This is a genomic window from Curtobacterium sp. ISL-83, assembly GCF_018613895.1.
GTDB lineage: Bacteria > Actinomycetota > Actinomycetes > Actinomycetales > Microbacteriaceae > Curtobacterium.
Genome location: NZ_JAGGPH010000009.1, coordinates 321,560 through 339,202, shown reverse-complemented (window position 1 = coordinate 339,202; position 17,643 = coordinate 321,560). Strand labels below are relative to the sequence as shown.

Sequence of the window (17,643 nt, the reverse complement as noted above, 5' to 3'; positions counted from 1 at the left end):
CCTGGGCGTGCCGCACGGCACGATGCCAGGATGGGGACATGAACGACCGTGCCGGCACCCCAGCGACCGCAGATGACCTCGTCGACCTCGACGCCCTGATCGCGGCGTACCACGACCGTGTGCCGGACGTCTCCGTGCCGGAACAGAAGGTCGTCTTCGGCACCTCGGGGCACCGCGGTTCCTCGCTCGACACGGCGTTCAACGACACGCACATCGCGGCCATCACGCAGGCCATCGTCGAGTACCGGCGCTCGCAGGGCACCGACGGCCCGCTCTTCATCGGTCGCGACACCCACGCCCTGTCGGCTCCCGCCGAGCAGACGGCGCTCCAGGTCCTCGCGGCCAACGGCGTCCGGGTGCTCGCCGACAGCCGCGACGGCTACGTCCCGACGCCCGCGCTCAGCCACGCGATCATCGCCTACAACCGCGCGGGCAACCCGGACACCGCGGACGGCATCGTGATCACGCCGAGCCACAACCCGCCGCGTGACGGCGGCTTCAAGTACAACCCCCCGCACGGCGGGCCGGCCGACAGCGACGCCACCTCGTGGATCGCAGACCGCGCGAACGCGATCATCGCCGGCGGCAACGCCGAGGTGCAGCGGTCCGAGCAGACCGACGCCGGCACGTACGACTACCTGCAGCACTACGTCGCCGACCTCGAGAACATCATCGACATCGACGCCATCAAGCGTGCCGGGGTGAAGATCGGTGCCGACCCGCTCGGTGGCGCATCGCTGCCGTACTGGAACCTCATCCGCGACCACTACGACCTCGACCTCACCGTGGTGAACCCGGAGGTCGACCCCCAGTGGGCGTTCATGACGCTCGACTGGGACGGCAAGATCCGGATGGACCCGTCGAGCGCGAGCGCCATGGCGTCGGTGGTCGCCCGGAAGGACGACTTCGACGTGCTGACCGGCAACGACGCCGATTCCGACCGGCACGGCATCGTCACGCCGGACGGCGGCCTGATGAACCCGAACCACTACCTCGCGGTGGCGATCGAGTACCTCTACGCCCACCGGCCGGCCTGGCGTGCGGACGCTGCCGTCGGCAAGACCCTCGTGTCGTCGAGCATCATCGACAAGGTCGCGGAATCCCTCGGTCGCCGCCTGTGGGAAGTTCCGGTCGGCTTCAAGTGGTTCGTGCCGGGCCTGATCGACGGCTCGGTCGCGTTCGGTGGCGAAGAGTCCGCCGGTGCGTCGTTCCTGCGCAAGGACGGCACGGCGTGGACGACTGACAAGGACGGCATCATCCTGGCCCTGCTGGCGTCGGAGATCATCGCGGTCACGGGCAAGACGCCGTCCCAGCTCTACGCGGAGCTCACCGAGCGCTTCGGCGACCCCGTCTACCAGCGTGTCGACGCCGCGGCGAGCAAGGAGCAGAAGGCCCGCCTGTCGAAGCTCGACGGCGATGCCATCACCGCGGACACCCTGGCGGGCGACCCGATCACCGCGAAGCTGTCGAAGGCGCCCGGCAACGACGCAGCCGTCGGCGGCGTCAAGGTCGTGACCGAGAACGCGTGGTTCGCCGCCCGCCCGTCGGGCACGGAAGACGTGTACAAGATCTACGCTGAGAGCTTCGTCGGTCCCGAGCACCTCCAGCAGGTGCAGCGTGAAGCGAAGGAGATCGTCGACGCTGCGCTCGGCTCCTAGGGCGTAGCGTTCCTGCCGATCCACTCAGGAAGGGCGCGATCGGGGACACCTCAATTGCGGCAGATGTAACTTTGCAGGGAGCGCAAAGTTCTGCCTCGCACCTCGGGAGACCCTGCACATGACCCAGACCGTGACCGCACCCGCGGGACCCACCACGTCGTCGAACGCCGTGATGAACCACCGGCAGATCCTGCTGGTCATCTACGGCTTGATGGCCGGGATGTTCCTCGGCGCCCTCGACCAGACGATCGTCGGGACCGCCATCCGCACGATCGGCGACGACCTGCACGGTCTCGACCAACAGGCCTGGGTCACCACGGGGTACCTGATCGCCTCGACGATCACGACGCCGATCTACGGCAAGCTGTCCGACCTGTTCGGCCGTCGGCCGCTGTTCATCACCGCGATCGGCATCTTCATCGTCGGGTCGTTCGCCGCGTCGTTCTCGACGTCGATGCTCATGCTCGCCGGGTTCCGCGCGCTGCAGGGCCTCGGCGCCGGTGGCCTGATGTCGTTGCCCCTCGCGATCATGGGCGACATGCTCGCTCCGCGTGAACGCGCGAAGTACCAGGGCTACTTCCTCGCCGTGTTCGGCATCTCCTCGGTCATCGGCCCGCTCGTCGGCGGTGTCTTCGCCGGCGCGAACGAGCTCCTGTTCATCTCCGGGTGGCGCTGGGTCTTCCTGATCAACGTGCCGATCGGCGTGCTCGCGCTGTTCATGGTCCTGACCTTCCTGCACCTGCCGAAGTTCGGTGAGCGCCGGAAGCCCCGCATCGACTGGTGGGGCGCGAGCCTCGTCATCGTCACCCTCGTCCCGCTGCTCCTGATCGCGGAGCAGGGTCGTGAGTGGGGGTGGAGCTCGCTGGGTGCCTTCGCCTGCTACGGCATCGGCGCTGCCGGCCTGATCGCGTTCATCATCGTCGAGCGGGCGATGGGCGACGACGCGATCCTGCCGCTGAAGCTGTTCGGCTCCAGGGTGTTCTCGATGTCCGCGATCCTGTCGGTCCTCGTCGGCTTCGGCATGTTCGGCGCGATGCTCACGATCCCGCTCTACCTGCAGATCGTGAAGGGCGTGACCCCGACCGAGTCCGGGTTCGCGATGCTCCCGATGGTGCTCGGCCTGATGATCTCCTCGATCGCCTCCGGCCAGATCATCTCGCGGACCGGCAACTACCAGGTCTTCCCGATCACCGGCACCGCGTTCACCGCGCTGGGCTTCACGGTTCTGACCTTCCTGACCGCCGACCGCCCGCTGTGGTTCCTGATGCTCGGCATGTTCGGCATCGGGCTCGGGCTCGGGCAGCTCATGCAGACGCTCACCCTTGCCGCGCAGAACTCCGTCAGCCCGCGGGACATCGGGGTGGCGACGAGCGCCGCGACGTTCTTCCGGCAGATCGGCGGCACCATGGGCACCGCGGTGCTCCTGTCGGTGCTGTTCACCCTGATGCCGACGAACATCACGACGGCGATGCAGAACACCTCCGACCTGAAGCCGGCCCTGAACGCCGCACTCACGCCGTCCGTCGCGAACGCCGCGGACAACAAGGGCGTGATGAACCAGATCTGGAACAAGATCGTCGACCCGGTGAAGCAGAACGTGCAGACCGGGCTCGACAAGGCCGCCGTCTCCGCGAAGGAGGTCGCTGATGCCGCCGTCACGAAGCAGGTGACCGCCGGCGTGCAGCAGCAGGTCGCGGCCGGTCGGGTCCCGGCTGCGGCCGCGCAGACCGTCATCGCGCAGCAGGTGGCGAGCGCCAAGCCCGCCGCCGAGCAGCAGGCGCTGCAGACCGTTGCGACCAAGGCCAAGGCCGAGGTCGTGGACGGCACGCTGCAGGTGAACTACGCGAACGCCGACCAGCGCGGCAACGTCGTGGACCAGGCCGCCCCGAAGTTGATCGCTCAGCTGAAGAAGGGCAAGTCGAGCGCGAACTCGTCGAGCTCCGCAGCGACGAGTGACACGTCGTTCCTGAACGGGGCGGACAAGCGGCTCACCCGCCCGTTCCTCGTCGGGTTCAGCAACTCGACCGTGACGGTCTACTTCGTCGGGCTCGGCGTCATCCTGATCGCCTTCATCCTGACCTGGTTCTTCCGGGTGCCACCGCTCCGCAAGGTGTCGGCGCTCCAGGAACAGGCCAACGCAGCGAAGGACGCCGACCGCCTGACGGTCGAGGCCCAGGGCGCCGCCGCCACGGCGGGTGCGCTCGTCTCGCCGGACACCGGGTCGATGCAGGCCGTTCCGACCTCGCCCGACGTCCCGGCGCAGCCGCGTGCAGCCGTCCCCGCGAACGGTGTTCCGGTCGCAGCGACCACGGCACCGGCAGCGGCGAGCGACACCAGGGCCCCGCTCCCGAATGCGACCACGCACGGTGCGCACTCGGCCGCGGCTCCCGTCGACGAACCCCCGGCGACGACCGGTGCGATCCGCACCCGCGCGGCGCACGCTGCACCCGTCGCGGCCGACGCGGCGGAGGCGAGCCGCGCCTCCCGGCCGGACGACGGCGAGCACGCGCACGGCCGTCACTCGGCCGAGTAGCCACACCGCATCATCGTCCTGGAACGACTCGACTGCTGTCGCACGACAGCGGTCGAGTCGTTCCTGCACCGGCCACGCCGCGCCGCCACGCCGAGCGTCCACGCCGCCACGTCGGCGGCCCGCACCCCCGCCGCCACGTCGGCCGTTCACGCCCGCCTCCAGCAGCGCGACGGCCCGCCAGTAGCAGCCAGCCGCACTGCCAGTCGCAGCCAGCCGCCCCGCCAGTCGCGCGTCAGACCGCGGGCGCGATCCCCGGAGCCGGAGGCGCGACCGAGAACGCCGCCCCGGGCAGGCGCCGACGCATGACCGCGACCGCCTCCGGGTTGTCGTCGACCAGCACGTACCGCCGACCGAGCGCGGAGGCCACCGCCCCCGTCGTCCCGCTGCCGGCGAAGAAGTCGAGCACCCAGTCCCCCTCACGGGACGACGCCTGGACGATGCGCCGCAGCACCCCCTCGGGTTTCTGCGTCGGGTAGCCGGTCTTCTCGCGACCGGTCGGCGACACGATCGTGTGCCACCAGACGTCCGTGGGCAGCTTCCCGCGCTCGCGCTTCTCGGCGGTCACGAGTCCCGGCGCCATGTACGGCTCGCGGTCGACCGCCGTCGAGTCGAAGTGGTAGCGCTCCGGGTCCTTCACGTAGACGAGGATCGTGTCGTGCTTCGTCGGCCAGCGGGAGCGCGACTTCGCGCCGAAGTCGTAGGCCCAGACGATCTCGTTCAGGAACGAGTCGCGGCCGAACAGCGCGTCGAGGAGCACCTTCGCGTAGTGGGACTCGCGGTAGTCGAGGTGCAGGTACAGCGTCCCGTCGTCGGCCAAGACGCGCCAGGCCTCGAGGAGGCGCGGCTCGAGGAACGTCCAGTAGTCCTCGAACCGGTCGTCGAACCGCATCAGGTCGCCGCGCACCCGTTCGTAGGTGCGTTCGTGGAAACCCATCACGGGGCCGTCGGCCGTCGGGACCGCCGAACTCGCGTGCCGCCGCTGGTACCGCCCGGTGTTGAACGGCGGGTCGAGGTACACCAGCGTGAACGAGCAGTCATCGAGCGTCGCGAGGACCTCGAGGTTGTCGCCGAGGACCACGCGATCCGGGCCGCGGTCGTCTCCCCTGTGCACGAGGTCCATCATCCCGCACCGATCAGGAGCAGGAGACCTCGTCGAGGGTCGCGTCGTCGGCGGACTGCGCGCCGCCTGCCCAGACGTCGACGGGCTTCCCGGCGTGCAGGGGCGTGGTGACGACCAGCGCGTGCGGGTTCGGCAGGTGTCCGGCCTCGTCGCGCACCGAGAACTGGACGGTGGCGGCGGGGCAGTCCGCCTCGGGCGTGACCCGCCAGCCTGCGCACCCGGCGTCGTAGCAGGCGTCCGGCCAGCTGCCTGCGTTCGCCGCACCGTCCGGGTCGATCGACGTCTTCGTGATCCCGACCGGCGTGGCGACGGCGGGGTCGCACGTGATCTTCGAGACCCCGGCGTAGTCCTCGTTCCCGAGTTCGGTGAGGACGAGTGGCGTCCCGGACCCGATCATGACGCCGCGGGTGACGGTGCGGGTGGCCCGGCCCTCCGCGGAGGCCGAGAAGTCGACCGTCACCTTCGCCGTGCCGGAACAGTCGCCCGTGATCGACCACGCCCAGCAGTCGTCAGTCGTGTCGATGGTGCCGCAGGTCGCGTTCCAGTCGTCGTCGGCGGTGACGAACGTGGCGCGGAAGGCGCCGTCGTCCGAGACCCACGGGGCGCTCGAGTCGGCCGACCCGTCCGCACTGCCGGAACCATCGGAACTCCCCGAACCGTCCGAACCGTCCACTCCCGACGACGCCTGGTCCCCGGGCGCGCCGAGGTCCTGCAGGCCCAGCCCGAGCGCGCTGCTCGTACCCACCTGCTGCGCTCGGGACACGACCGGTGCGAGTGCCGTCGCTGCCCCGAGGACGAGCACGAACGCCGCGGCACCAGCGGTCAGGCCGACGACGCTCCGGGCCCGGCGGCGCAGGGGCGACGACGTCAGCCGCTGCGCCGAGCCGTCAGCAGTCGAACCGGCAACCGCCCGGCCCGAAGCCGCAGCAGAAGCCGCAACCGTGCCCGGAGCCGCAGCCGCACCCGGAGCCGGCCCGGAACCCGGCGTCGCACCCGGTCCCGAACCGGAGCCGTCGTGCCCGGTGACCGCCTGCCCAGCGGGAACGCCCCAGGCGGTCGCATGCCACGCCTCCAGGGCCGCCGCCTCGTCGAGGTCCGGACGACCGGACCGCGCGACCATCGTGAGCTCCGTCGCGCGGCGACCAGCAGCCTCCTGTCGGACCCGCTCGGCGGTGGCGACCGCGAGGTCGGCGGAGCGGGACGCCGCGATCACCCACAGCGCCACCCCGGCGACCAGCGGCGCCAGACCGATCACGGCGGGAGCGGCCGCGCCGGCACCACCGAGGAGGGCCGCCAGGACCACGGCGGCGAGCGCCACGAGGGCGACGGCAGCGCCGATCGAACCGAGGACGCGCAGTCGACGGGCCCGCGGAGGCATGGCGGCACGGAACGCCCGACGCTCGGCGCGCCAGAACACCCATTCCGCCGGTGCCGCCGGCAGCCCCGGCGCGGGAGTCCAGCCCGTCGGCGGTTCCGCGCCCTGGTACATCGCGATCCACTCGGCGGAGGGGGTCGGCCACCCGGGCGGCGTCCGGAAACGGAGAGGCTGGGTCTCGTGCTGCACGGGCCGAGACTAGTGGCGCGTCGGACGGCCTCGCAGCCCCTTCTTCGGGAGCCGCGGCGTAGCGTCGGACGCATGGCAGCACCCGAGGTCCACAACGACACCGATCAGCAGCAGTACTCCCTGGTGGAGGACGGCGAGGTGATCGGCTTCGCGGCGTACGAGCTCGACGACGACGAGATCCGCTTCGTCCACACCGAGGTCGATCCGTCGCACCGGGGTGGCGGGCACGCGTCGATCCTGGTCGAGCGTGCGCTCGACGACGTCCGCTCGGGGTCCACCCGCCGCGTTGTTGCGCAGTGCAGCTACGTGCACGCGTGGATCGAGCGGCACCCGGACTACCAGGAGCTCACGACCCGCTAGCCGCGGGGACCGCGCGCGGCGCCGCTGCGCCGCTCAGTAGGAGCGGTCGTGCGTCCCCGCGCGGGCCTCGTGCCGACCGGCGCTCCGCACCGTCGGCACCCGGATGAGCACGGTCCCACTGAGCAGGTCGTGGTCGTGGTCCGCCGGCGTCGGGGCCTCTGCCGGGAGGCGCGCCTGACGTTCGTACTCGGCTTGCGTCTCGTGGCGCGTCGGTGCGAACACCTCGTCCATCATCGAGATCACGCCGCCGGATCCGCCGCTCGCCGTGGACTTGTTCGACAGGTCGATCCACCCCACGCGATCAGCGATCCACATCGCGACGACCGCAGCGGCCACCGCCCCCAGGAGGATCAACCAGTTCACGCGAGTGACGCTACGTCAGGCATCCGGTCCCGGCATCCGCCGCGCGGGTGATTCTCACGATCCACATGGCTGATCCGACGGTCTCCGCACCGGGCTGCCTCCGGCACCGGCGCCCGGCACCGGCGCGCGACCGCTCACGGCACCCGCTCGAGCCACTCCTTCGTCGCGAACTTCGTCGCCACCAGCTCCTGCGCCCGCTGCCGCTCCGCGTCCGTCACGTGCCCCTCGTGCGCCCCGTACAGCTTGGTGAACGTGCCGATGAGCCGGTCGATGATCTCGGCGCGCGTGAGGCCGGTCTGCGAGCGGAGCGGGTCGACGCGCTTCGCGGCGCTGGTCGTGCCCTTGTCGCTCATCTTCTCGCGGCCGATGCGCAGGATCTGCACCATCTTCTCGCCGTCCATGTCGTAGCTCATGGTGGCGTGGTGCAGGAGCGCCCCGGTCCCGAGGCGCTTCTGGGCGGCTCCGCCGATCTTGCCCTTGGTCGAGGTGATGTCGTTGAGCGGCTGGTAGTACGCCTCGATGCCGAGGGACTTCAGCGCCTCGATCACCCACTCGTCCAGGTAGGCGTACGAGTCGGCGAACGTCATGCCCTGCACGAGGTCGGTCGGCACGTACAGCGAGTACGAGATGACGGCCCCGGCGTCCATGAACATCGCGCCGCCGCCGGAGATGCGCCGGACCACCTCGACGCCGAACTTCTCGGCGCCGGCCGGGTCGACCTCGTTCTTGAGCGACTGGAACGAACCGATCACGACCGCGGGCTGCTCCCACTCCCAGATCCGCAGCGTCGGTCCACGACGGCCGGCACCGACCTCTTCGGTCAGGACCTGGTCGAGCGCGAGATGCTCGTTCGGGCTGATCGGCCCCTCGTGGACGATCTCCCAGTCGTAGCCCCGCCACGTCGACGCGCGGGACAGTGCACGGCGGACGGCGACCCCGACGGCCTCGGGGGTGAACCCGAGGAGCACGGCGTCCTCGGGCAGCGACGCTCGGACGGCGGCCGCGATGCCCGCGGCGTCGGTGTCGGCGCGCAGGCCGTTCACCCCCGCGTCGATCAGCGGCAGCGCGTCGTCGGGTTCGAGGAAGAAGTCACCCGCCAGCCGGAACTGGTCGATCAGCCCGTCGACGACCTCCAGGTCGACGACGACGAGCTTGCCTCCGGGGACCTTGTACTCACCATGCACGGCTCCCACCATATTCCGGCAGACCGTGTGCCGGGAGGCGCGGGGCGGCCCCGCACCGCGCCTCCCGTCCGTCTCGGCGCACCACCCACCCGCGGAACCCGGTTCCGGACACCGCACCGCGGCGCGACACGGTGCGGTGTCCGGACCGTGGTTCCGTCGTCGGCGCCTCCTGGCGAGACGTCAGGCCGCGGTGATGCGGTCGAGCCACGTGACGAGGTCGGCGACGACCTCGTCACGGTTGGTCTCGTTGTAGACCTCGTGCCGGGCGCCCTCGTAGACCTGGACGGTGACGTCGGAGAGTCGCCCGCGCTTCCGGTACGCCTGGGCCAGGCGCTCGACGGAGCGGGGGCCGCCGAGCGGGTCCTCCGAGCCGACCTGCAGCAGCATGGGCAGGTCGTGCGGGATGCCCCGGCGCGGCACCCCGAGCAGCCGGAGCGTGTCCGGCAGCCCGAACAGCCCGAGGACGTCGGCCTCGACCGCCAGGGGGTCCACGCCCACGGCGTCGATCACGGCACGGTCGCGGGTGAGCCACTCGAACTTGGTCGGACCGGAGCCGGCGTGCCGGGCGTTGAGGTCACCGCTGTTCATCCACCCGGGCAGGCGGTACGCGCTCGCGGAGAGCACGACGCCCTCGTACCGCTCGGAGGACGTGTTGACGACCCGCTGCGCCATGAGCGACCCCCACGAGTGCCCGAGCAGGACGAGCGGGACGCCTGGTGTGTCCGCCCGCGCGACCTCGGTCATCTGCTCGACGGCCGCGATCGCCGCCCGCAGCCCACCGGGACCGAGACGACCGAGCTTGGTGTGGTCCCCCTCCCACTGCGCCAGACCCGTGCGCCCGTGACCGCGGTGGTCGTTCGCGTGCACCGTGTACCCGGCGCGGACGAGGTCCTGCGCGAGGGGTTCGTACCGGAGGGAGTGCTCCCCCACCCCGTGGGCGATCTGCACGATGCCCTTGGGCCGTGCGGCACGCCAGGTGGAGTAGACGATCTCGACGCCGTGCGCGTCGACGAACGAGGCATCGCCTCGGGCGGCGGAGAACGTGGGCACCTCGTCATCCTGACAGACGAGGGGCGCTCCGCACCTGTTCACCCGGCGTTCACGCAGCACGTCCGCGGCGGGCCTACCGTCTCGCCCATGGATGTCCTCGTCACCGTCGTGCTGGTGATCGTGGTGGCCCTCGTGTTCGACTTCACGAACGGCTTCCACGACACCGCGAACGCCATGGCCACCTCGGTCGCCACGGGTGCCCTCAAGCCCCGCACCGCCGTGCTCATCTCCGCCGTCCTGAACCTGGTGGGCGCGTTCCTGTCCACGGAGGTCGCCAAGACGGTGTCGCAGGGCATCATCCGCGAGAGACAGGACGGCATCCACATCTCGCCGACCATGATCTTCGCCGGGCTCGTCGGTGCCGTGCTGTGGAACCTCGCCACCTGGTACTTCGGCCTGCCGTCATCGTCGACGCACGCGTTGTTCGGCGGCCTCATCGGGGCGTCGATCATCGGCGCTGGACTCAACTCGGTGGACTGGGCGACGGTGGTGTCCAAGGTCGTCCTGCCCGCGCTGCTCTCCCCGGTCATCGCCGGGGTGATCGCCCTCGTCGCCACCTACGTCGCCTACGCGCTCACGAAGAACGCGACCACCCACGGTGCCGCGACGGGCTTCCGGCACGGGCAGACGATCTCCGCGTCGCTCGTGTCCCTCGCCCACTGGACGAACGACGCGCAGAAGACGATGGGCGTGATCACGCTGACCCTCATCGCCGCGAACTACCAGAGTGCCGGGACGGGCCCGCAGGTCTGGGTGATCCTGGCGTGCGGCGTCGCGATCGCCCTCGGCACCTACCTGGGCGGCTGGCGGATCATGCAGACCGTCGGCAAGAAGATCTCCGACGTGCAGTCCCCGCAGGGCTTCGCCGCCGAGACCAGCTCCGCAGCGACCATCCTGGTCTCGTCGCACCTCGGGTTCGCGCTCTCCACAACGCACGTCACCAGCGGGTCCGTCATCGGGTCCGGCCTCGGCAAGAAGCTGGCCGACGTGCACTGGTCGGTCGTCGGACGCATCGTCATCGCGTGGGTCATCACGCTGCCGGCCGCCGCGGTGGTCGGGGGTCTCGCGACCTGGATCGCGGCGACCTCGACCCTCGGCCTGGTGATCGTCGCGGTGCTCGCCCTCGCCGCGGGCCTCACGTTCTACGTCCTCGCGAAGCGCAAGCCGATCACCGCCGAGGACGTCCACGACGAGCAGCCGGCCGCTGAGCCGGTCTCCGCCTGAGAGGGATCAGCATGCACATCGACTTCACCGCCATCGCCACGGTCGCGGGCGTCGGCTTCGTCGCCGCAGTGGGCGTGGTGCTCCTGTACACGCTGGGCCTGCGGTTCCTCGGGACGGGCCAGCCGGCGGACGCGGCGGGCGACCACACGCAGTACGCCGACGAGACCGCCCGTGCCGGCAGGACTCCTCCGGCGGCACTCGCGACTGCCGGGCTGTGCTTCGCGGTGTGCGCGGCGGCGGTGCTGTACGGCATCTGGTGGACGATCCCCCAGTTCCACTGAGGCCGCGCGTTCCTTCCCCAGGCGCCGGCGATCCCGAGCGGAATCGCGCGTCCTGAGCCCACCTGGTCAACCGGGTACGCGCGACCCGCTGAGGTACGCGCGAAACCACCGGGTGCGCGCGAATCGGCCCACTGGCGGAGGCGAGGCGCCGCGCCTGCGGAACCCGAGCCTCCCGTCCGCGCGTTCCTTCCCATGACGCCCGCAATGCCAAGCGGAATCGCGCGTACTCGGTCGGTTCTGGCAACCAGGTACGCGCGAAACCACCAGGTACGCGCGAACCCGCGGTCCACGCAACCACGGGGTCGCGCGAACCGGCCGGGGTCAGCGGCGGGACGTCGCGGCTGCGTGATCCGCGCCTCCCGTCCGCGCGTTCCTTCCCATGACGCCCGCGATGCCAAGCGGAATCGCGCGTACTCGGTCGGTTCTGGCGACCCGGTACGCGCGAAACCGCCTGGTACGCGCGAATCGACCGGAGGGCGGCGCGGGCGTGCGCTCCACCACCCCCCGCTCCCGCCACCACCACCCCACCCACTAACCCCCACCCCCTCCCCGCACAACCAGTTCGTTCGCTGAACTAATTTGCTAGGCTAACGACCGTGACCACCATCGACCCGCCCGTGCGCCGCTCGGCGCCGAACGCCTCGCTGTCGACGGACCTCCGGATCGCGGTGAACCGCCTCTCCCGGACCCTCCGCGCACAGAAGGCCGACTCGAGCGTCACCGACGCCCAGTTCTCCGCCCTCGCCCGGCTGCACCGCGACGGCGGCATGACGCTCGCCGAGCTCAGCCGGCAGGACGGCGTCACCCCGCCCTCGATGACGAAAACCGTCGCGGTGCTCATCGACCGCGGCCTCGTCTCGAAGGGCGGCCACGGCGACGACCGCCGGAAGGTCCTGCTCTGCGCCACCGCCGCCGGTGCCGCGTTCGTCGAGGAGACCCGACGACGCCGCGACGGCTGGCTCACCCCGCGCCTCGCCGCGCTCACCCCGGCCGAACGCCGGACCCTGGCCGAGGCCACCGACATCATGAGGAGGCTGGCCCAGCAGTGAGTGCCATGTTCCGGTCCCTGTCGGGACGCAACTACCGCATCTGGTTCTCGGGTGCCCTCGTGTCCAACGTCGGCACCTGGATGCAACGCACCGCGCAGGACTGGATCGTCCTGACGCAGCTCACCCACAACAACGCGATCGCCGTCGGCATCACGATGGCGCTGCAGTTCGGCCCACAGCTGCTGCTCCTGCCGGTCACCGGCCTCGTCGCGGACCGGTTCGACCGCCGCACGATGCTCATGATCACCCAGGGGCTGATGGGCACGCTCGGGCTGGCGCTCGGCATCATGGTGCTGACGAACACCGCGACGCTCTGGTCGCTCTACGGGTTCGCCCTCGCGCTCGGTGTCGTCGCCGCGTTCGACACGCCGACCCGCCAGGCGTTCGTCTCCGACGTCGTGCACGGCGAGAACGTCGCGAACGCGGTCGCGCTCAACTCCGCCTCGTTCAACGCCGCCCGGCTGATCGGCCCCGCGGTCGCCGGCGTGCTCATCGCGGCGATCGGCTCCGGCTGGGTCTTCGTCATCAACGCGGGCTCGTTCCTGGCGGTGCTCATCGCGCTGCGGTTCGTCGACCCCTCCCAGCTCGCCGAGCGCATCCACCCGAAGCGCGGCAAGGGGCAGATCGTCGCCGGCTTCCAGTACGTGCGGACCCGTCCCGACATCATCGTGGTGCTCTGCATGATCTTCGTCGTCGGCACGTTCGGCGTGAACTTCCCGATCTTCACCTCGACGATGGCCAGGGTGGAGTTCCACAAGGGCGCGGGCGAGTTCGGGCTGCTGAACTCGGTGATGGCGGTCGGGTCGGTCCTCGGTGCGCTGCTGTCCGCCCGGCGGGACAAGCCGCGGATGCGGACGTTCGTGATCGCGGCCGCGGGCTTCGGCGTCGCCTGCACCGCCGCCGCCCTGGCACCGAGCTACTGGAGCTTCGCGATCGTCCTGATGTTCGTCGGCCTCGCCTCGCTGACGTTCATGACCACGGCGAACGCGCTCGTGCAGACCACCACGGAGCCCGTGATGCGCGGCCGCGTGATGGCCCTGTACATGGCGGTCTTCGCCGGCGGGACCCCGATCGGCGCCCCCATCGTCGGTGCCATCGCCGACGCGTACGGGCCGCGGTGGGCGATCGCCGTCGGCGCGGCCTCCGGGTTCGTGGCGCTCGCGATCGGTCTGGTGTGGCTCATCCGCTTCCAGCGTGTCCGGGTCCGCTACGACGCCGACAACCGGCTGCACATGGCGATCACGCACGCGATGCCGGTCGTCGGTGCGGGTCCGGCGCGCGGCGGCCTGCGCCGCGAGCGGGACCACGACGAGGCGGTCTCCGACCGCTCCGGCGCGGCCTGACCCGAACACCATCCGGACGGGAGGCACGGGTCGGCCCCGCCCCGCGCCTCCCGTCCCGACAGGCGGACCGACACACGGACCGACCCGGACCGCTCTGGCGATCCGAGCGTCGGCACCGGAGCGTCGCGACCGGTGCGTCCGGCGACTCGGACGCCCACGGTCAGCGGACCGGTGCCCCCTCCGCGAAGACCCGCGCGTCGAGCGCGGCGACCACGCGCTCCGCGGCCTCGGCCAACCGGGAACCCGCACGCCGAGCAGCGGTGGCAGCACTTGCGGGAGCGACGGCTCCGAGTGCCTGCGCCGCTGCCGCGAAGTCCGCGACCTCGTCCGCCACGCACGCGGGTGCGACGTCGGTCAGACAGTCGTGGGCACGACGGACCAGGAAGCGCAGCGACCGCGGGCTGTGCTCGTCGAGCAACAGGAACGCCGCAGCGTCGGCGGCAGTGCCGGGCACCTCGCGGCCGCGTTGGAAGGCCTCCCCCGCTCCGCAGGCGCGCAGCGCGGTCGCCCACGAGGCGACAGACGCGGGATCGAGCAAGCCGGACGCCAGCAACCGGGCCGTGACGGCACACCGGGTGAGGGACCGGCCGAGCGTGAAGAACTCCCACACCTCGTCACGGCTGACGTCCCCCTCGACGACCCCGACGGCGAGCGCACTCCGTTCACGCGCCCACCCGAGGAACTCGTGCGCACGCCCGGGCGCGATCTTGCGGGGCATCCGGGACCGCGTCACGTCCAGGCACTCCCACAGCTCGGTAGACACCACCTCGCGGGCACGGCGGGCGTGGTCGCGGGCGACGGCGATGGCGTGGGCGATGGAGGCCGCCTCGTGCCGGTCGAGTGCGAGGGCGTCGATCGTCGCCGTCCGGTCCGCGTCGGCGCCAGCGCTCGCGGCACCGACGACGGCTCGGAGCGCGGCGGCGACCTCCCGGTCGTCCGCGGGCAGCGCCGGGTCACGACGTGCCAGGTAGACGTCGAGCAGCCGCGCGACGACGTCCGTGCGTTCCACCGCCGCCCCGACGTGGAACACGCTCCCCGCGAGTCGGCTCAGCACGTCGGCTCCTCCATGCGGCGAACCTACTGACCGGCTGTTGCCGGGGTGTTTCGGGACCGCGTCACCGGTGTTGCGGTGCCGGACCGGAGGATTCGCTAGACGGCCTAACGACACCGTCTAGCATGTTGGCCATGACCTCCGAGCTGACGACGAGCATCGCGGGGTACTGGTACGACGAGCAGTCCCGGGTCGACGCGGTCGACGTCCTCGCGGCACTCCGGCGCTACCGGGCGTCCGAGAGCGCGGCCCAGCGACGTGCCCGTGAAGCCCTCGGCGTCGGTGAGAACGCACTGCTCGCGCTCCGCGTGCTCGTCGAGGCGGGGCAGAGCGGCGAGTCCGTGAACGCCAAGGAACTCGCGGACCGCGTGGGGATCACCGCCGCCTCCACCTCTGCGCTCGTCGAACGGCTCGTGCGCAGCGGACACGTCGAGCGCCGCTCGGACCCGAACGACCGTCGCGGTGTGATCCTGTCGGCGACGGGGCCCTCGATGCACCAGGCGCTGCGTGTGATCGAGGAACTCGACCGCCGCGAGGCCGAGGTCGCCGAGCAGCTCCCGGCCGACGAGCGGGCGATCGTCGTCGAGTTCCTGCAGGCCATGGCGCGCGCGGCCGACCGGGTCGAGATCCCGGTTCTCCGGCGACGGGCGTAACCTGCCGCGCATGGCGACCACCGGAGCGCACGGGGAGATGCCGCACGACCCCGAGGACGACATGCCCCTCGCGGAACTCGATGCCCGTGCGCGTGCCGACGCCGCACTCCGTCGCATCCGGGCCGGTGCCGACCCCACGCGTGAGGCGTTCGACTTGGCGAACACCATGAACGACGAGGGCATCGGCCGACTCACGAGCGCACTGCAGCGCTGGTTCCGTCGCTGGCCCCGGCGGGAGTGACGTCGCCCGCGGGGCAGCCGTCACCTCCGCCGGAGCGGTCAGCGGGTCAGAACGCGGTTCCGACCGCGGCGATGTCGTCTCCGCCGTGCCCCGCGGCACTCGCATCCGCGTAGACGCGTCCGAGCGCGTCGAGCAGGGTGGTGGACACCCCTGCGGCACCGGCCGCCTGGGTGATGAGCCCGATGTCCTTCCGCAGGCCGTCGAGCGCGAACTGCGCCGGGAACTCCCCCGCGATCATCACCGCCCCCTTGGCGTGGGCGTACGCGGAGTCGCTGGCGCTGCCCTCGATCGCGTCGAGGAACAGGTCCGGGTCGAGTCCGAGCGCCCGGGCGATCGCGAGCGACTGGCCCGTGGCCGCGGTGAGCGAGGCGATCCACGCGTTGGCGGCGAGCTTCAGCGCGGTGCCGTCTCCGACGCGGTCGCCCGCGTGCACGGTCTTCACGCCGATCGCGTCGAGTACGGGGCGGATGCGGTCGACGTCCGCGGACGGCCCACCGGTGAGGAGGGTGAGCTTGCCCTGCTCGGCGGGCGCCTTCGTCCCGAGCATCATCGCCTCGACCAGCGTGATGCCGTACTTGGCAGCGAGCTGCACGACGGTCTCGGTGCCGTCGACCCCGATGGTCGAGCTCTGGACCCACACGGCATCCGTCGGTGCTTCCCCGGCCGCGGCTTCGAGCACGTCGACCACGGCATCGGTGTCGAACAGCGTCAGGAGCACCACCTCGGCGTCACCGACCGCGTCGCCCGCATCGGTCGCGACCGTCGCACCCTGCTCGGCGAGGGGCGCTGCGCGATCAGGCGTGCGGTTCCAGACCGTGACGTCGTGCTCCTCGCGGAGCAGTGATCCAGCGACTCCGGCGCCCATCGCACCCGTTCCCAGCACTGCTACCCGCACGAGCGTCTCCGTCCTGTCGCGGCGCCGTGCTACGACGTTCCCGACGCTACGCGCACCGGCTCGGACCCTGCTCCGGACGCGGAGGCGGACGCGGAGGCTGGGGCGGGGCGCCGTCGGGCAGGTGCGGTGGGCACGGGGTGGTAGGCACGGGGTGGTGGGCACGGGGTGGTCGACACGGGGCGGTGGGCGGCTTCGCGCCTGCGGTCCGTGGCTCAGAGCAGCCCGCGCGCCCGGAGCCAGACCGCGGGGTCCCTCGGGACCCCGCTGACGATGACCTCGAAGTGCAGGTGCGCCCCGGTGGACACCCCGGTGTTCCCGACCGCGCCGAGCACCTGCCCGACCGCGACCGTCTGCCCCGCACGGACGTCGATCCGCGACAGGTGCCCGTACCGCGTGCGCGAGCCATCGGGGTGCTGCAGCAGGACCTGGTTGCCGTACCCGCCGAGCACCCCGGCGGCGGCGACACGACCATCCATCGAGGCGACGACCGGCGAGCCCCACCGGGCGGCGAAGTCCAGGCCCTGGTGGTTCGTCGAGCACGCGCCGCACCCGCGGACCCAGCGGGAGCCGAACCCGCCCGCCGTCGGGACGTCCCCCGCGACCGGACGGACGACGCGCTGCCCCGTGCGGAGTCCCGTGGTCGTGCCGCTCGGGGACGGCGCCGCCGAGCCCCCGACGGAGAACCCGTCGCGCGGGGAGGGGACGGGTTCCGGACCGGTGGCGCGGTACTGCTGTGGGACACGGACCGCCAGGACCCGAGCCTCCGGGTACCCCGGCGCGTGGGCGAGTGGAACCGCGGCCTCGAGCACCGGCGTGGCCGCCATCGCAGCCTGCGGGGACGCGAACGCCGCGACGAGACAGGCTGCCAGCACGGTCGCGGTGACCGGGACCGCCCGGGTCTGGCGCAACGGGCGGGTGCCACGGATCCGGCGGGGTGCAGCCGCACGGCGTCCGGCCGCACGACGAGCGCCATGCTGGGGCCGCCGCTCGTGTCGGGAGGTGGGAGCCGGGATGACGGGAGGGGACACCATCACCCCGGCGGTTCGTGGGGGCTTCGAGGGGGTCACCCGCGCG

Annotated in this window: 17 protein-coding genes; 9 read left to right on the top strand and 8 right to left on the bottom strand. The window is 71.6% G+C overall.

Features of this window, described 5'->3' with window-relative positions; all coding sequences use genetic code 11:
* The first annotated feature begins 38 nt into the window (after nucleotides 1-38).
* A complete protein-coding gene (pgm, locus tag J7E22_RS09700) occupies nucleotides 39-1,658 on the top strand; it encodes a phosphoglucomutase (alpha-D-glucose-1,6-bisphosphate-dependent) (protein WP_214981487.1) in 1,620 nt (539 codons plus the stop codon).
* A gap of 118 nt (nucleotides 1,659-1,776) precedes the next feature.
* Nucleotides 1,777-4,191 (top strand): MDR family MFS transporter, encoded by a 2,415-nt coding sequence (locus J7E22_RS09695; protein ID WP_214981479.1) that lies wholly within the window; start codon nucleotides 1,777-1,779, stop codon nucleotides 4,189-4,191.
* Between the two features lie 232 nt (nucleotides 4,192-4,423).
* On the opposite strand, the gene J7E22_RS09690 is transcribed toward J7E22_RS09695, so the two are convergent.
* Together J7E22_RS09690 and J7E22_RS09685 are read right to left on the bottom strand one after the other, a co-directional pair.
* Nucleotides 4,424-5,311, bottom strand: coding sequence for a site-specific DNA-methyltransferase (locus J7E22_RS09690; protein ID WP_374193265.1), 888 nt, complete (start codon nucleotides 5,309-5,311; stop codon nucleotides 4,424-4,426).
* A gap of 13 nt (nucleotides 5,312-5,324) precedes the next feature.
* The gene (locus J7E22_RS09685; RefSeq protein ID WP_214981477.1) at nucleotides 5,325-6,875 is read right to left on the bottom strand and encodes a hypothetical protein; all 1,551 of its coding nucleotides are present in this window, start codon (nucleotides 6,873-6,875) and stop codon (nucleotides 5,325-5,327) included.
* A gap of 72 nt (nucleotides 6,876-6,947) precedes the next feature.
* On the opposite strand from J7E22_RS09685, the gene J7E22_RS09680 reads away from it, so the two are divergent.
* Complete coding sequence (locus J7E22_RS09680; protein ID WP_214981476.1) at nucleotides 6,948-7,235, top strand: GNAT family N-acetyltransferase; 288 nt, start codon at nucleotides 6,948-6,950, stop codon at nucleotides 7,233-7,235.
* Nucleotides 7,236-7,268: 33 nt separating this feature from the next.
* On the opposite strand, the gene J7E22_RS09675 is transcribed toward J7E22_RS09680, so the two are convergent.
* From J7E22_RS09675 to J7E22_RS09665, 3 genes are all read right to left on the bottom strand, one after another.
* On the bottom strand, nucleotides 7,269-7,598 hold the full coding sequence (locus tag J7E22_RS09675; RefSeq protein WP_214981475.1) for a hypothetical protein: 330 nt from the start codon (nucleotides 7,596-7,598) through the stop codon (nucleotides 7,269-7,271).
* 134 nt (nucleotides 7,599-7,732) lie between these two features.
* Nucleotides 7,733-8,782 (bottom strand): biotin/lipoate A/B protein ligase family protein, encoded by a 1,050-nt coding sequence (locus J7E22_RS09670; RefSeq protein WP_214981474.1) that lies wholly within the window; start codon nucleotides 8,780-8,782, stop codon nucleotides 7,733-7,735.
* Between the two features lie 180 nt (nucleotides 8,783-8,962).
* The gene (locus J7E22_RS09665; protein WP_214981473.1) at nucleotides 8,963-9,832 is read right to left on the bottom strand and encodes an alpha/beta hydrolase; all 870 of its coding nucleotides are present in this window, start codon (nucleotides 9,830-9,832) and stop codon (nucleotides 8,963-8,965) included.
* Nucleotides 9,833-9,919: 87 nt separating this feature from the next.
* Here J7E22_RS09665 and J7E22_RS09660 point away from each other — a divergent pair, with 87 nt between their 5' ends.
* The 4 genes from J7E22_RS09660 to J7E22_RS09645 all read left to right on the top strand — a co-directional run bounded on the left by J7E22_RS09660 (nucleotide 9,920) and on the right by J7E22_RS09645 (nucleotide 13,729).
* On the top strand, nucleotides 9,920-11,056 hold the full coding sequence (locus tag J7E22_RS09660; RefSeq protein ID WP_214981472.1) for an inorganic phosphate transporter: 1,137 nt from the start codon (nucleotides 9,920-9,922) through the stop codon (nucleotides 11,054-11,056).
* Nucleotides 11,057-11,067: 11 nt separating this feature from the next.
* A complete protein-coding gene (locus J7E22_RS09655) occupies nucleotides 11,068-11,337 on the top strand; it encodes a hypothetical protein (RefSeq protein WP_214981471.1) in 270 nt (89 codons plus the stop codon).
* Nucleotides 11,338-11,933: 596 nt separating this feature from the next.
* Nucleotides 11,934-12,386: a MarR family transcriptional regulator gene (locus tag J7E22_RS17595; protein ID WP_214981469.1), complete on the top strand. Its 453-nt coding sequence runs from the start codon at nucleotides 11,934-11,936 to the stop codon at nucleotides 12,384-12,386.
* Between the two features lie 5 nt (nucleotides 12,387-12,391).
* A complete protein-coding gene (locus J7E22_RS09645) occupies nucleotides 12,392-13,729 on the top strand; it encodes an MFS transporter (RefSeq protein ID WP_251008950.1) in 1,338 nt (445 codons plus the stop codon).
* 160 nt (nucleotides 13,730-13,889) lie between these two features.
* Here the strand turns inward: J7E22_RS09645 and J7E22_RS09640 are convergent, their stop codons facing one another.
* Entirely contained in the window at nucleotides 13,890-14,783 is an 894-nt protein-coding gene (locus J7E22_RS09640; protein WP_214981459.1) for an alpha-E domain-containing protein, read from the bottom strand.
* A 131-nt stretch (nucleotides 14,784-14,914) separates the two neighbouring features.
* Here J7E22_RS09640 and J7E22_RS09635 point away from each other — a divergent pair, with 131 nt between their 5' ends.
* Nucleotides 14,915-15,433, top strand: coding sequence for a MarR family winged helix-turn-helix transcriptional regulator (locus tag J7E22_RS09635; RefSeq protein ID WP_214981457.1), 519 nt, complete (start codon nucleotides 14,915-14,917; stop codon nucleotides 15,431-15,433).
* A gap of 10 nt (nucleotides 15,434-15,443) precedes the next feature.
* Complete coding sequence (locus tag J7E22_RS09630; RefSeq protein ID WP_214981447.1) at nucleotides 15,444-15,674, top strand: hypothetical protein; 231 nt, start codon at nucleotides 15,444-15,446, stop codon at nucleotides 15,672-15,674.
* A 46-nt stretch (nucleotides 15,675-15,720) separates the two neighbouring features.
* On the opposite strand, the gene J7E22_RS09625 is transcribed toward J7E22_RS09630, so the two are convergent.
* Both J7E22_RS09625 and J7E22_RS09620 read right to left on the bottom strand, forming a co-directional pair.
* Nucleotides 15,721-16,569: an NAD(P)-dependent oxidoreductase gene (locus tag J7E22_RS09625; protein WP_308159203.1), complete on the bottom strand. Its 849-nt coding sequence runs from the start codon at nucleotides 16,567-16,569 to the stop codon at nucleotides 15,721-15,723.
* 212 nt (nucleotides 16,570-16,781) lie between these two features.
* On the bottom strand, nucleotides 16,782-17,477 hold the full coding sequence (locus J7E22_RS09620; protein WP_214981445.1) for a M23 family metallopeptidase: 696 nt from the start codon (nucleotides 17,475-17,477) through the stop codon (nucleotides 16,782-16,784).
* Nucleotides 17,478-17,643: the final 166 nt, after the last annotated feature.